Source organism: Pseudescherichia sp. (assembly GCF_031998825.1).
In the GTDB taxonomy this organism is placed as follows: domain Bacteria; phylum Pseudomonadota; class Gammaproteobacteria; order Enterobacterales; family Enterobacteriaceae; genus Pseudescherichia.
The window spans coordinates 61,484-74,145 of sequence record NZ_DAMACX010000022.1; the positions used below are offsets into that span (position 1 = coordinate 61,484).

11 protein-coding genes and 1 tRNA gene are annotated in these 12,662 nt (G+C 56.7%); 5 read left to right on the forward strand and 7 right to left on the reverse strand.

Features of this window, described 5'->3' with window-relative positions; all coding sequences use genetic code 11:
* Window positions 1-279 precede the first annotated feature (279 nt).
* Complete coding sequence (gene phoE, locus RTP97_RS12020; protein WP_312413850.1) at window positions 280-1,344, forward strand: phosphoporin PhoE; 1,065 nt, start codon at window positions 280-282, stop codon at window positions 1,342-1,344.
* A 66-nt stretch (window positions 1,345-1,410) separates the two neighbouring features.
* Here the strand turns inward: phoE and crl are convergent, their stop codons facing one another.
* From crl to gpt, 3 genes are all read right to left on the reverse strand, one after another.
* The gene (crl, locus tag RTP97_RS12025) at window positions 1,411-1,812 is read right to left on the reverse strand and encodes a sigma factor-binding protein Crl (RefSeq protein ID WP_312413851.1); all 402 of its coding nucleotides are present in this window, start codon (window positions 1,810-1,812) and stop codon (window positions 1,411-1,413) included.
* Window positions 1,813-1,869: 57 nt separating this feature from the next.
* A complete protein-coding gene (gene frsA / locus RTP97_RS12030) occupies window positions 1,870-3,114 on the reverse strand; it encodes an esterase FrsA (protein ID WP_312413852.1) in 1,245 nt (414 codons plus the stop codon).
* Window positions 3,115-3,219: 105 nt separating this feature from the next.
* Window positions 3,220-3,678: a xanthine phosphoribosyltransferase gene (gene gpt, locus RTP97_RS12035; protein ID WP_312227615.1), complete on the reverse strand. Its 459-nt coding sequence runs from the start codon at window positions 3,676-3,678 to the stop codon at window positions 3,220-3,222.
* A 255-nt stretch (window positions 3,679-3,933) separates the two neighbouring features.
* Here gpt and pepD point away from each other — a divergent pair, with 255 nt between their 5' ends.
* Window positions 3,934-5,391 (forward strand): cytosol nonspecific dipeptidase, encoded by a 1,458-nt coding sequence (gene pepD, locus RTP97_RS12040; protein ID WP_312413854.1) that lies wholly within the window; start codon window positions 3,934-3,936, stop codon window positions 5,389-5,391.
* Window positions 5,392-5,475: 84 nt separating this feature from the next.
* Here pepD and dinB read toward each other — a convergent pair whose 3' ends face one another.
* Complete coding sequence (gene dinB / locus RTP97_RS12045; protein ID WP_312413857.1) at window positions 5,476-6,531, reverse strand: DNA polymerase IV; 1,056 nt, start codon at window positions 6,529-6,531, stop codon at window positions 5,476-5,478.
* 275 nt (window positions 6,532-6,806) lie between these two features.
* Here dinB and dpaA point away from each other — a divergent pair, with 275 nt between their 5' ends.
* Entirely contained in the window at window positions 6,807-7,550 is a 744-nt protein-coding gene (gene dpaA / locus RTP97_RS12050; protein WP_312413860.1) for a peptidoglycan meso-diaminopimelic acid protein amidase, read from the forward strand.
* Here the strand turns inward: dpaA and RTP97_RS12055 are convergent.
* Complete coding sequence (locus RTP97_RS12055) at window positions 7,521-8,288, reverse strand: class II glutamine amidotransferase (protein WP_312211047.1); 768 nt, start codon at window positions 8,286-8,288, stop codon at window positions 7,521-7,523. The genes dpaA and RTP97_RS12055 overlap by 30 nt on opposite strands.
* Before the next feature lie 46 nt (window positions 8,289-8,334).
* A complete protein-coding gene (lpcA, locus tag RTP97_RS12060; RefSeq protein WP_042396145.1) occupies window positions 8,335-8,916 on the reverse strand; it encodes a D-sedoheptulose 7-phosphate isomerase in 582 nt (193 codons plus the stop codon).
* 237 nt (window positions 8,917-9,153) lie between these two features.
* On the opposite strand from lpcA, the gene fadE reads away from it, so the two are divergent.
* Window positions 9,154-11,613, forward strand: a complete 2,460-nt coding sequence (gene fadE, locus RTP97_RS12065) for an acyl-CoA dehydrogenase FadE (RefSeq protein ID WP_312413863.1) — start codon at window positions 9,154-9,156, stop codon at window positions 11,611-11,613.
* A 111-nt stretch (window positions 11,614-11,724) separates the two neighbouring features.
* Window positions 11,725-12,498, forward strand: coding sequence for an amidohydrolase (locus RTP97_RS12070; RefSeq protein ID WP_312413866.1), 774 nt, complete (start codon window positions 11,725-11,727; stop codon window positions 12,496-12,498).
* 85 nt (window positions 12,499-12,583) lie between these two features.
* Here RTP97_RS12070 and RTP97_RS12075 read toward each other — a convergent pair.
* Window positions 12,584-12,660: transfer RNA gene (locus RTP97_RS12075), tRNA-Asp, on the reverse strand.
* Window positions 12,661-12,662 lie beyond the last annotated feature (2 nt).

Below are 12,662 nucleotides of genomic sequence, written 5' to 3' on the forward strand. Positions count from 1 at the left end.
TTTACGAATAAGGAAATGTGATGTCAGTCTGACGTTGTAACAGGAGTGAGGCCGCTTGCCAATAACCTCGGTCAAAAGCATGGGAGATTGCTGCGAGGATCGGCAAGCCTAACGGCAGATTTTTGCAGATTTATTGCAGAAATAAATAAACACGGATTTTTAAAATTATTCCGACATTGTCATAAATCTTTCATTTCCGAACGTTAAAACCCTCTCTGTTTTCAGCAGGTATAAGCCTGGCGAATATTAGAGCGTCTTTTGTTTAAATCGGGAATCAAAATGAAAAAGAGTACTCTGGCATTAGTGGTAATGGGTCTGGTTGCTTCCGCATCTGTACAGTCCGCAGAAGTTTTTAATAAAAATGGCAACAAGCTGGACGTTTACGGCAAAGTGAAAGCCATGCACTACTTCAGCGATGACAACAGCAACGACGGCGATAAAACATACGTTCGTTTCGGCTTTAAAGGCGAAACCCAAATTAACGATCAGATTACGGGCTTCGGTCGTTGGGAAGCGGAGTTTGCCGGTAATAACGACGAAAGCACCTCCGGGCAGAAAACCCGTCTGGCATTTGCCGGTGTGAAAATTAAAGATTTTGGCTCACTGGACTACGGTCGTAACCTGGGCGTGCTGTATGACGTGGCCGCCTACACCGATATGTTCCCTGAGTTCGGCGGTGACGGCCTGGCCCGTACCGACAACTTTATGACTAAACGCACCAGCGGCGTGGCGACCTATCGTAACAGCGACTTCTTCGGCATAGTAGACGGTCTGGACCTGACCCTGCAGTATCAGGGCAAAAACGAAAACGGCCGTAGCAGCGTGGTGAAACAGAACGGTGATGGTTTCGGTACCTCTCTGGCCTATGATTTTGGCGGCAGCGACTTCTCTATCGTTGGTGCATACGCTAACTCTGACCGCACCGACGCGCAGAACCGGATGACCCTTGGCCGTGGTGCGAATGCAGAAGCCTGGGCTGCTAGCGCGAAGTATGATGCCAACAACGTCTACGCGGCTGCGTTCTACGGTGTCTCTTACAACATGACCCCGATCTCCTCCTCTGCGGGCTTTGCCAACAAAGCGGATAACTTCGAAGCCGTGCTCCAGTACCAGTTCGACTTCGGTCTGCGTCCGTCCGTGGGCTACGTCCTGACCAAGGGCAAAGATATTGAAGGCTTCGGTGACGAAGATCTGGTCAACTATATCGACGTAGGCGCAACCTATTACTTCAACAAAAACATGTCGGCCTTCGTTGATTATAAAATTAACCAGATTGACGACGATAACCGCCTGGTTACCACTAATGACGATGTCGTTGCCCTGGGCGTAACCTATCAGTTCTAATTCTGGATAATAAAAAGGCCCTTCATGTCGGTGAAGGGCCTTTTTTTATTTATGGTATACGCTTAATCAGGCGCTGAGTTTGACCGGGTCGTTTTTAAAGTCATCGGCAGGCTCCAGCTTTAATTCCAGCGATGCCAGCAGCTCACGTGCGCGCTCGTGGAAAGTACGCAGCGTCTGCTCAAGACGATCGGTCACTTCTGTATCTTTAATAGCAACTGGCTCCCAGTGGCCTTCTTTATTAAAGAGGCCAAACTGGTAGGTATAGGTGAAGCGTTTTTCCTGGGCTTCCATTATCATCCACCAGCCCCAAAACTCACGCTTCTCAGGGGCAGGTTTCACGTTGACGCATACGGCAAGGCAGTCAAAAAAGAAACGGTTCCCTTCGCACTGCTCCTCACGGATATAGGGGCCAAGCGCCATAAATTTCTTGATCAGTCTGCTTTTCGGGTGTCCACTCGGTAACGTCATTGCGATCTCCTTTTGTGATGCAACTGTTTTACCAAATCAATGGAATTAAGCAACGCATTAACGCAATCTATGCTTCATCCAGGCAGTAATTTCCTGTAGAGACTTATCAAAATTCCGGTAAACCGGCTTAAACGGGATCTCCAGCAGCTTGCCGTCGGCAGAGGAGGAGGCAATGAGCCGCGACTCTTCTTCCGGACTGAAGGGATCGTTTTTCCAGTAGCCGGAGAGCATTGGCGTCGGACAGCGTCGTCCCAGCAGGCCCTGAGTTTTTAATGAATAGCGGTTCAGCTCGACGCGCAGCGCCTCGTCCGAAGCGTCATGCATCCCGAGACAGCTGGCCAGTACGTCGAGGTACATCTCCGGCACGCCGTTGAGGCGCTGAGGGTCGGTGAGCAGCGAGTGCACCACAGGCCCAAGGCAGGCCACCGCCTTCAGACGCGGCGACTCAAGATAGGCCAGGCGTACGGCAACGTTTGCCCCAAAGCGGAAGCCAAAGGCGGCTACCCGGGTGTGATCGATCCACGGAATGTCCGGCAGCGCTTTCAGCACGTGCTGGTGCAGCATGCTGGAGTCCTGGGTCAGCTTCCACTTCGACGAGAAGCCAATCGACGGCATATCCAAAGTCAACATCGCGATGCCGTTCGGCGCAAAGTAGCGCTCAAACAGGTTGTAATAGTCGCTTTGCAGGCTGTCGAGACCACCACATACCAGCACAGTCGGGAACGGGCCGTCGCCTTTCGGCATGTGCAAGAAGCCCACCAGCGGCGAACCGCCGGGAATGGCGAACTCAAGCTCACGCAGCTTACCCGGCAAACGACGAGCGGCCTCTTCATAGGCGCGGTTCGCCAGGGCCTGCGCCTGCTCGGCCAGGTCATCGCCTTTCAGATGCGGATAAGCAGCAATGCTGTAGAGATTGGAGGCGTGCAGCCACTGGCGACCACTGAGGGTATCTTCCTGGGTCTGGCTGGCCTTCTGCTGCCACTTCATCGCCTGGGTCGCCCACTCGTAAATCCAGTTGCCGCCGCGATAGCCCACCACCGTATCATAGAGCTCGCTGTCGGTACGCTCGGCCTGGCTCATGACGATCCGCGCCTGCACGTCAAGAATTTCACGTGGATCGACCCCGCGCCAAACCCACAGCAGGCGGTTGATCAGCCGATACCAGTGCGGAACGCTGGCCCCGTCCAGTGCGGAATCCATCGCCGGGGGATTGCCCCGCTGAAAACGGCGGACCAGCGTCGAGGTTTCGGGATGTTTGAATCGGGGTTTGAACAGGGTTTCGCTGAGGTTAGCCTGGGTCATTGCGCGCAGCCTCCATGATTACGTCACTTCCTCTATTGTAACCTGCCGAGCGCTAAATAACAGAACGCCCGGCATAACCGGGCGTAAAGTTTAGAAAAAAACGGCTTAGCGGCCAGAGATAGGCGGCACGAAGACCACGCCCATATCCCACGGCTGCTCAATCCAGGTATCCTGCGGGATATCGATTACATAGTCATCAACCAGCGGGCGGCCGGCAGGCTTAGCGAAAATGGTCACGAAGTGGGCTTTTGGATACATGTCACGAATAGCGACTGCGGTACCGCCGGTATCTACCAGATCGTCAATCACGATAAAGCCTTCACCGTCGCCTTCAGCACGTTTCAGCACTTTCAGCTCGCGCTGGTTGTCGTGGTCGTAGCTGGAGATGCAAACGGTATCAACATGGCGAATACCCAGCTCACGGGCCAGCAGGGCAGCCGGAACTAAACCACCACGGCTAACGGCAATGATGCCTTTCCACTGTTCTGACGGCAGCAGGCGCGCGGCCAGCTTGCGGGCGTGAATTTGCAGCATGTCCCAGGTGACGACGTATTTTTCGCTCATGTGAAGTGTCCCAGCCTATTGTAAAGCGGCTTAAATGTGTTCAGGGGAAAATGGGTTGCGCGAGATTATAGAGATCTGACGCACTAAAAACCAGTGTTACGCGGCCCGCCCTGTGCTTTTTACATGTGTCACACTCAGACAGACAATAAAGTGGTATTCTCCCACTATCTCACCCGCATAGCGCGTGATGCTCTGTTATCGCTAATCCTGTGCCCTGCCCCTCTGTTTTGCAGGCCATTGACATGGAGAATCATTATGTCTGAACTGTCTCAACTATCCCCCCAGCCGCTGTGGGATATTTTTGCCAAGATCTGCTCTATTCCGCACCCCTCTTATCATGAAGAACAGCTTGCTGAACACGTTATGGGTTGGGCGAAAGAGAAAGGCTTTCATGCCGAGCGCGACCAGGTTGGCAACATCCTGATCCGCAAGCCGGCCACCGCCGGTATGGAAAATCGCAAGCCGGTCGTATTACAGGCGCACCTGGATATGGTGCCGCAGAAAAACCACGACACCGTGCACGACTTCACCGTCGACCCGATTCAGCCGTACGTTGATGGCGAGTGGGTGAAAGCCCGTGGCACCACCCTGGGCGCGGATAACGGTATCGGCATGGCCTCTGCGCTGGCAGTGCTGGCAGATGACACCGTGGCCCACGGCCCGCTGGAAGTACTGCTGACCATGACCGAAGAGGCCGGAATGGACGGTGCGTTTGGTCTGCAGGCTGGCTGGTTACAGGCCGACATCCTGATCAACACCGACTCTGAAGAAGAGGGTGAGATCTACATGGGCTGCGCCGGTGGCATCGACTTTATCTCCACCCTGGCGCTCTCCCGCGAAGCCGTTCCCGCTGGCTTTGAGACCTTCCGCCTGACCCTGAAGGGCCTGAAAGGCGGCCACTCCGGCGGTGATATCCACCTCGGTCTGGGCAATGCTAACAAGCTGCTGGCTCGTTTCCTGGCCGGTCACGCTGCCGAGCTGGATCTGCGCCTGCTGGACTTCAACGGCGGCACGCTGCGTAACGCCATTCCGCGCGAAGCCTTTGCTACCGTTGCGGTTGCCGCAGACAAAGCTGAACAGCTGAAGGCGCTGGCAGATGCGTATCAGGCTATCCTCAGCAACGAGCTGGCGATCAAAGAGAAGAACCTGACCGTGCAGCTGGAGAGCGTTGCCTCTGATAAAGCCGCGCTGACGACCGCGTCCCGTGACGCGTTCGTGCAGCTGCTGAACGCTACGCCGAACGGCGTGATCCGCAACTCTGACGTGGCGAAGGGCGTGGTAGAAACCTCCCTGAACGTGGGTGTGGTCACTATGGAAGACGAGAGCGCAGAGATCATCTGCCTGATCCGCTCCCTGATCGACAGCGGTAAAGAGTACGTGGTCAGCATGCTGGAGTCATTAGGCACGCTGGCGGGCGCGCAGACCTCGGCGAAAGGCAGCTACCCAGGCTGGCAGCCGGATGCGAAATCCCCGGTGATGCAGCTGGTGCGTGAAACCTATCAGCGCCTGTTCGACAAGACGCCGAACATCCAGGTGATCCACGCCGGTCTTGAGTGCGGCCTGTTCAAAAAGCCGTACCCGGATATGGATATGGTTTCCATCGGGCCGACCATCACCGGTCCGCATTCCCCGGATGAGCAGGTTCATATTGAGAGCGTGGGCCAGTACTGGATCCTGCTGACCGAGCTGCTGAAAGCGATTCCGGCGAAGTAAAGAGTAAACGCCGGGTGGCGCTACGCTTACCCGGCCTACGGTTCGACAATGTAGGCCCGGTAAGCGTTAGCGCCACCGGGTTTTTTACAGGCCTAAAACCAGCTGCCGCTCAAGCTGCGGATCGAGCAGCGTCACATGCAGCCCCACCAGCCGCACCCCGCGCTCTCCCCGGCGCTCGTCCCACACTTTGCGTGCAGTGGCGATCAAATCCTCTTTATTCAGCTGCGGCCAGACGTGCTCCTGGGTAGTTTGCTGAAAATCGTTAAACTTAAGCTTCACCCCCTGGCGGGCGATCAGCAGATCCGGCTTAACGGCGGTCAGCCGCCGCTCCAGCTCCGGGTAGAGGCGCTCGATAATCGCCACGCACTCCTCCCACTCGTGGATATCCTCTGCCAGGGTGCGCTCCACGCCCACCGACTTGCGCAGCCGCTCGCCGGTGATCTCCCGCTCGTCGATCCCCTGGCTGCGCTCCCACAGCACCCGGCCAAACTTGCCGAAGCGCTTCAGGAGCATGGCGAGATCGCTCCTCTGCACGTCCTCACAGGTGCGCAGGCCGAGACTCTCCAGCTTGCCAGCCGAGACTTTGCCAACGCCCGGAATTTTTGACAACGGCAGCGTCTTCAGGAACGCAGGGACCTCGTCCGGGGTGATCACGTACTGGCCGTTGGGCTTGTTGAGATCCGAGGCGATCTTGGCCAGAAACTTCACCGGCGCAATGCCCGCCGAGGCGGTGAGCTGTAGCTCGTTAAAAATAGTCTGGCGGATCTCCTGAGCCATCAGGGTGGCGGAGCCGTGACAGTGCACGCTGTCGGTCACATCGAGAAAGGCTTCATCCAGCGAGAGAGGTTCAATGCGCGACGTGTAGCGGGAGAAGATCGCCTGAATATGGCGCGAGGCTTCTTTATAGGCGTCGAAGCGACCCGGCAGCAGGGTAAGATGGGGACAGAGCTTGAGCGCCATTCCGGTAGGCATCGCGCTGCGTACGCCAAACTTGCGCGCCGGGTAGTTAGCGGTGCTGATCACGCCCCGCCGCTCCCGGCTACCACCGATGGCGATAGGGATATCTCGCAGGGCGGGATTATCGCGCATCTCCACCGCTGCGAAAAAGCAGTCCATATCAACGTGTATTATTTTTCGCATCTGCTTATTTTGCCTGGGAAGTCTCTGCCTTCACTGGATAAGTATACAGGTTTTGTTGATCAAATGAGAAGCGTCGCTTATGCAGAAGCTTAGCCAACGGCCTCTGATATCGGTATGATGGGGCCTGAGCAAAACATTTTGTAAACTCCGCCCGGCGGGCTTGCGAAAAAATACCGGGGTGCTAATGTGAGCGCTCCTAATCCAGATTAGTCTGATTTCGGGTCTCTTTTGCCGTCCTGGCAATGTGGTAACCGCTTTATCAAGGAACAAGTAGTATGCGCATAATCGCATTATTCATTGCGATGCTTACAATACCGTGCGTCTCGTTTGCTGGCCTGCTCAGCAGCAACAGCTCAACAACGCCCGTGAGTAAAGAATATAAGCAGCAGTTAATGGGTTCCCCGGTCTATATCCAGATCTTTAAGGAAGAGCGCACGCTTGAGCTGTACGTCAAGATGGGCGAGCAGTATCAGCTGATGGATAGCTACAAGATCTGTAACTACTCCGGTGGCCTCGGCCCGAAACAGCGCCAGGGCGACTTCAAAAGCCCGGAAGGGTTCTATACCGTTCAGCGCAGCCAGCTTAAACCGGACAGCCGGTTTTATAAGGCGATCAACATCGGCTTCCCTAACGCCTACGATCGCTCGCACGGCTACGAAGGGAAATACCTGATGATCCACGGCGCATGCGTCTCGGTGGGCTGCTACGCCATGACCGACTCCGGCATCGATGAGATCTTCCAGTTCGTGACCGGGGCGCTGGTCTTTGGTCAGGCTGGTGTGCAGGTGAGCATCTATCCGTTCCGCATGACCGACGCCAATATGGCGCGTCACAAGAACTCGTACTATGCAGACTTCTGGAATCAGCTGAAGCCCGGCTATGACTACTTCAATACCCTCCACCAGCCGCCGGTGGTCTCGGTGGTGAACGGTCGTTACGTAGTGAGCAAGCCGCTTAAGAGCAACGGCGCGATCCAGCCTCAGCTGGCATCAAACTACACGCTCCCCGAGACAAAATAGTACCCACTCCCCTGGCATGATTTTGTGCCAGGTTTCATTGCCGGTGAGCGGCTGAGTAGCAATTACGGAGACCACGTCATTGGGCGTGGTCTCTTTTTGAAAGTCGATCTCAACGTCCTGATCCAGCAGCTTCGCTACGCCAAACGGTGCCCGACGGGTGATCCAGAAGAGATTGGTGGAGCAGAACGCCATCACGTAGCGCCCATCCGACAGCAGCATATTAAATACGCCCTTCTCACGCAGCTCCCCTGCCAGGGTCGCAATGTACTTAAACACCGCCGCCATATTGCCCGGCGTGCGCGGATAGCGAGCGGTGAGCTTGTGCAGCAGCCAGCAAAACGCCTTCTCGCTGTCGGTCTCACCAACCGGACGGAAATTGCCGGTCTCCAGCGTCTTGTAGCCCGTCAGCTGGCCGTTGTGGGCGTAGGTCCAGTTGCGTCCCCACAGCTCACGGGTAAAGGGGTGCGTATTCTCCAGCGATACCTCTCCCCGGTTGGCCTGGCGAATATGGGCCACCACCGAGCAGGATTTGATCGGGTAGTCCTGAACCAGTTTCGCTATCGGTGAGTTATAGCTGGGCTGTGGATCCTTGAACGTGCGACAGCCTTTGCCTTCGTAAAAGGTAATGCCCCAGCCATCTTTATGCGGCCCGGTTCCTCCACCGCGCTGAACCAGCCCGGTAAAACTAAAGCAAATATCCGTCGGCACATTGGCGCTCATCCCGAGCAGTTCGCACATACAACACCTCCACAGCTCATCGGGGGCCTGTCCCCCGTACGACGTCTTAAGCTTTAACCATCTCTTTTTCAATCAGCTGAATCAAGATGTGGATCACTTTGATATGAATTTCCTGAATGCGGTCGGCGTAGCCAAAGTGCGGAACGCGGATCTCGATGTCAGCGCTGCCGGCCATTTTGCCACCGTCTTTACCGGTCAGGGTAATCACCTTCATCCCTTTAGCGCGTGCAGCGTCGATCGCTTTGATCACGTTGCCGGAGTTACCGGAGGTGGAGATGCCCAGCAGCACGTCACCCTCGCGGCCTACCGCTTCCACGTAGCGGGAGAAGATGTAGTCATAGCCAAAATCGTTACCGACGCAGGAGATGTGGCTGACATCAGAGATAGCGATGGCCGGGTAGCCCGGACGGTTCTCACGGTAGCGACCGGTCAGCTCTTCAGCAAAATGCATCGCATCACAGTGTGAACCGCCGTTACCGCAGGAGAGCACTTTGCCACCGGCTTTGAAGCTGTCGGCCAGCAACACCGCTGCGCGCTGGATAGCGTGAATGTTGGCGTCATCCTGCAGAAAGTTAGCCAGCGTCTCCGCCGCTTCATTCAGTTCGTTACGAATCAGATCCTGGTACATAAGATGTCCTTCAGAATAGATGAATTTTACGTGCGCAGTTTACCGGATAGCACCATACGCGAGAAGCTAAAGCCATACTTATCACCGGGCGTTTTAGGTATCCGTGCCCTCATCACCATCAACAATGTGAACCAGGTTGTAATTACTTTGTAAACACATTGCTAAATATAGTGTCATCCACTACAACAATAACATCTAAAGTGGTCAGACCTCCTACAAGCCAGGGAGCAATTGTTTATGATGATGTTGAGTCTTGTCGCAACCGTGGTACTGATTGGCGCGCTGTTCTACCATCGCGTCAATCTGTTTTTGAGTAGCCTGATTTTGCTGGCCTGGACCGCCGCGCTTGGCGTTTCCGGCCTGTGGTCCATCTGGGTGCTGGTGCCGCTGGCAATTATGCTGGTGCCATTTAACCTGCCCGCGATGCGTAAATCGATGATCTCCGCCCCGGTGTTTCGCGGCTTCCGTAAGGTGATGCCGCCGATGTCGCGCACCGAGAAAGAGGCGATCGACGCAGGGACCACCTGGTGGGAAGGCGATCTGTTCCAGGGCAATCCGGACTGGAAAAAGCTGCATAGCTATCCGCAGCCGCGTCTGACCGCTGAAGAGCAGGCGTTTATCGACGGGCCGGTAGAAGAGGCCTGCCGCATGGCAAATGATTTTCAGATCACCCATGAGATGGCCGATCTGCCGCCCGAGCTGTGGGCGTACCTGAAAGAGCACCGCTTCTTTGCGATGATCATTAAAAAAGAGTACGGCGGCCTCGAGTTCTCCGCCTACGCTCAGTCCCGCGTGCTGCAGAAGCTCTCCGGCGTCTCTGGCATTCTGGCCATCACCGTCGGCGTGCCTAACTCCTTAGGCCCGGGCGAGCTGCTGCAACACTACGGCACCGAAGAGCAGAAAAATCACTATTTGCCGCGCCTGGCATGTGGGGAAGAGATCCCCTGCTTTGCCCTGACCAGCCCGGAAGCGGGCTCCGATGCCGGTGCTATCCCGGATACCGGCGTGGTCTGCATGGGCGAGTGGCAGGGTGAGCAGGTGCTCGGTATGCGCCTGACCTGGAACAAACGCTACATCACTCTGGCCCCTATCGCGACCGTGCTGGGCCTGGCCTTTAAGCTCTCCGACCCGGAAAAGCTGCTGGGTGGTGACGAAGAGCTGGGTATTACCTGCGCCCTGATCCCCACCAGTACGCCCGGCGTGGAGATTGGCCGTCGCCACTTCCCGCTTAACGTTCCGTTCCAGAACGGCCCGACCCGTGGTCAGGATATCTTTGTACCGATTGACTACATCATCGGTGGACCGAAAATGGCCGGCCAGGGCTGGCGGATGCTGGTAGAGTGTCTGTCGGTGGGTCGCGGCATCACCCTGCCGTCTAATTCGACCGGTGGCCTGAAGTCCGCTGCGATGGGTATCGGCGCTTACGCCCATATTCGCCGTCAGTTCCGCATCGCCATCGGCAAGATGGAGGGGATCGAAGAGCCGCTGGCGCGCATTGCCGGTAACGCCTACGTGATGGATGCTGCCGCGTCGCTGATTACTTACGCCATCGTGCTTGGGGAAAAACCGGCGGTGCTCTCTGCTATCGTCAAGTACCACTGCACCCATCGCGGCCAGCAGTCGATTATTGATGCCATGGATATTGCCGGCGGGAAAGGTATTATGCTCGGCGAGAGTAACTTCCTGGCTCGCGTTTATCAGGGCGCACCGATCGCCATCACCGTTGAAGGGGCGAACATTCTTACCCGCAGCATGATGATCTTCGGTCAGGGCGCAATCCGCTGCCATCCTTACGTGCTGGATGAGATGGCTGCCGCCCAGAGCAACGATCTCAACGCCTTCGATAAGCTGCTGTTTAAACACATCGGCCACGTGGGCAGCAACACGGTGCGTAGCTTCTGGCTTGGCCTGACTCGCGGCCTGACCAGCAGCACGCCAACCGGGGATGCGACCCGCCGCTACTATCAGCATCTTAACCGTCTGAGCGCTAACCTGGCGATGCTGTCGGATGTGTCGATGGCAGTGCTGGGCGGTAGCCTGAAACGTCGCGAACGTATCTCGGCGCGGCTGGGGGATATTCTGAGCCAGATCTTCCTCGCCAGCGCGACGCTGAAACGCTACGACGACGAGGGCCGTCACGAAGCCGATCTGCCGCTGGTTCACTGGGGCGTGCAGGATGCGATCTATAAGGCTGAACAAGCAATGGACGACCTGCTGGCGAACTTCCCGAACCGCGGCGTTGCCGCCCTGCTTCGCGCGACCATCTTCCCTACCGGGCGTCACTACCTCGCCCCGTCGGACAAGCTGGACCACGCTGTGGCGAAGATTCTGCAAACGCCTTGCGCCACCCGCTCCCGCATTGGTCGCGGTCAGTATCTGACCGCCAGCGAGCATAACCCGGTTGGCCTACTGGAGGATGCGCTGCTGGACGTCATCGCTGCGGATCCGATTCATCAGCGTATCTGTAAGGAGATAGGTAAGAATCTGCCGTTTACCCGTCTGGACACGCTGGCTAACGACGCGCTGGCCCAGGGGATTATCGACTATGACGAAGCGCGGATCCTGATCAAAGCCGAAGAGAGCCGCCTACGCAGCATCAACGTTGATGACTTCGAGGCAGACGCGCTGGCTACCCAACCGGTCAGGCCGCTGCTCCCTGCCCTGCCGGAAAAAGTGCGCAAAATCGAAGCTGCGTAACGTTTCCTGTGTTGCTATCGACCCTGCCCCCGGGCAGGGTTTTTTATTGCCACACAATCGCGTTTTGCCGTGGTAGAGTGTTTGAACGCTACAAAAATGGGGAGACTCATCGTGCCTGGTTTGAAAATTACGCTGTTGCAACAGCCGCTGGTGTGGATGGATGGTCCAGCTAACCTGCGGCACTTCGATCGCCAACTGGAAAATATTATCGGGCGCGACGTTATCGTTCTGCCGGAGATGTTCACGACGGGTTTTGCGATGCAGGCGGCACAGCAGTCGCTGCCGCAGAGTGATGTTATCGCCTGGATGCAGGCCAAAGCACAGCAGACGAATGCCCTGGTCGCGGGTAGCGCGGCGCTGCAGAGCGATCGCGGAGCGGTAAACCGTTTCCTGCTGGTCGAGCCGGAGGGCAAGGTGCATAGCTACGATAAGCGCCACCTGTTCCGCATGGCTGATGAGCATCGCCACTACGAGGCAGGCACCGAGCGAGTGGTCTTTGAATGGCGCGGCTGGCGCATCCTACCCCTGGTCTGCTATGACCTGCGCTTCCCGGTCTGGTCGCGCAACCGCAACGACTACGACCTCGCCCTGTACGTGGCCAACTGGCCTGCGCCGCGCTCGCTGCACTGGCAGGCGCTGCTGGTGGCGCGAGCTATTGAGAACCAGGCCTATGTCGCGGGCTGTAACCGCGTCGGCACCGATGGCAACGGGCATCACTATCGCGGCGACAGCCGGATCGTCAGCCCACAGGGAGAGATTCTCGCCACCGCCGAGCCGCACCAGGCTACGCGTATCGATGCCGAACTGTCACTCACCGTCCTGAAGGAGTATCGCGAGAAATTCCCGGCCTGGCAGGATGCCGACGCCTTTACGCTAGAGAAGTGATGTCACTAACGGGTACACAAGTGCCCGTTTGAAGAGCGAAAACGACGAAGGCCTGAATCATTGCTGATTCAGGCCTTCTGAATAGTGGCGGAACGGACGGGACTCGAACCCGCGACCCCCTGCGTGACAGGCAGGTATTCTAACCGACTGAACTACCGCTCCGC

What these genes read in the sequence shown, in the direction of transcription:
- RTP97_RS12055 (WP_312211047.1), bottom strand. Translation starts at nt 8,288, where the DNA reads ATGTGCGAACTGCTCGGGATGAGCGCCAATGTGCCGACGGATATTTGC.
- lpcA (WP_042396145.1), bottom strand. Translation starts at nt 8,916, where the DNA reads ATGTACCAGGATCTGATTCGTAACGAACTGAATGAAGCGGCGGAGACG.
- pepD (WP_312413854.1), top strand. Translation starts at nt 3,934, where the DNA reads ATGTCTGAACTGTCTCAACTATCCCCCCAGCCGCTGTGGGATATTTTT.
- gpt (WP_312227615.1), bottom strand. Translation starts at nt 3,678, where the DNA reads ATGAGCGAAAAATACGTCGTCACCTGGGACATGCTGCAAATTCACGCC.
- phoE (WP_312413850.1), top strand. Translation starts at nt 280, where the DNA reads ATGAAAAAGAGTACTCTGGCATTAGTGGTAATGGGTCTGGTTGCTTCC.
- crl (WP_312413851.1), bottom strand. Translation starts at nt 1,812, where the DNA reads ATGACGTTACCGAGTGGACACCCGAAAAGCAGACTGATCAAGAAATTT.
- dinB (WP_312413857.1), bottom strand. Translation starts at nt 6,531, where the DNA reads ATGCGAAAAATAATACACGTTGATATGGACTGCTTTTTCGCAGCGGTG.
- frsA (WP_312413852.1), bottom strand. Translation starts at nt 3,114, where the DNA reads ATGACCCAGGCTAACCTCAGCGAAACCCTGTTCAAACCCCGATTCAAA.
- dpaA (WP_312413860.1), top strand. Translation starts at nt 6,807, where the DNA reads ATGCGCATAATCGCATTATTCATTGCGATGCTTACAATACCGTGCGTC.
- fadE (WP_312413863.1), top strand. Translation starts at nt 9,154, where the DNA reads ATGATGATGTTGAGTCTTGTCGCAACCGTGGTACTGATTGGCGCGCTG.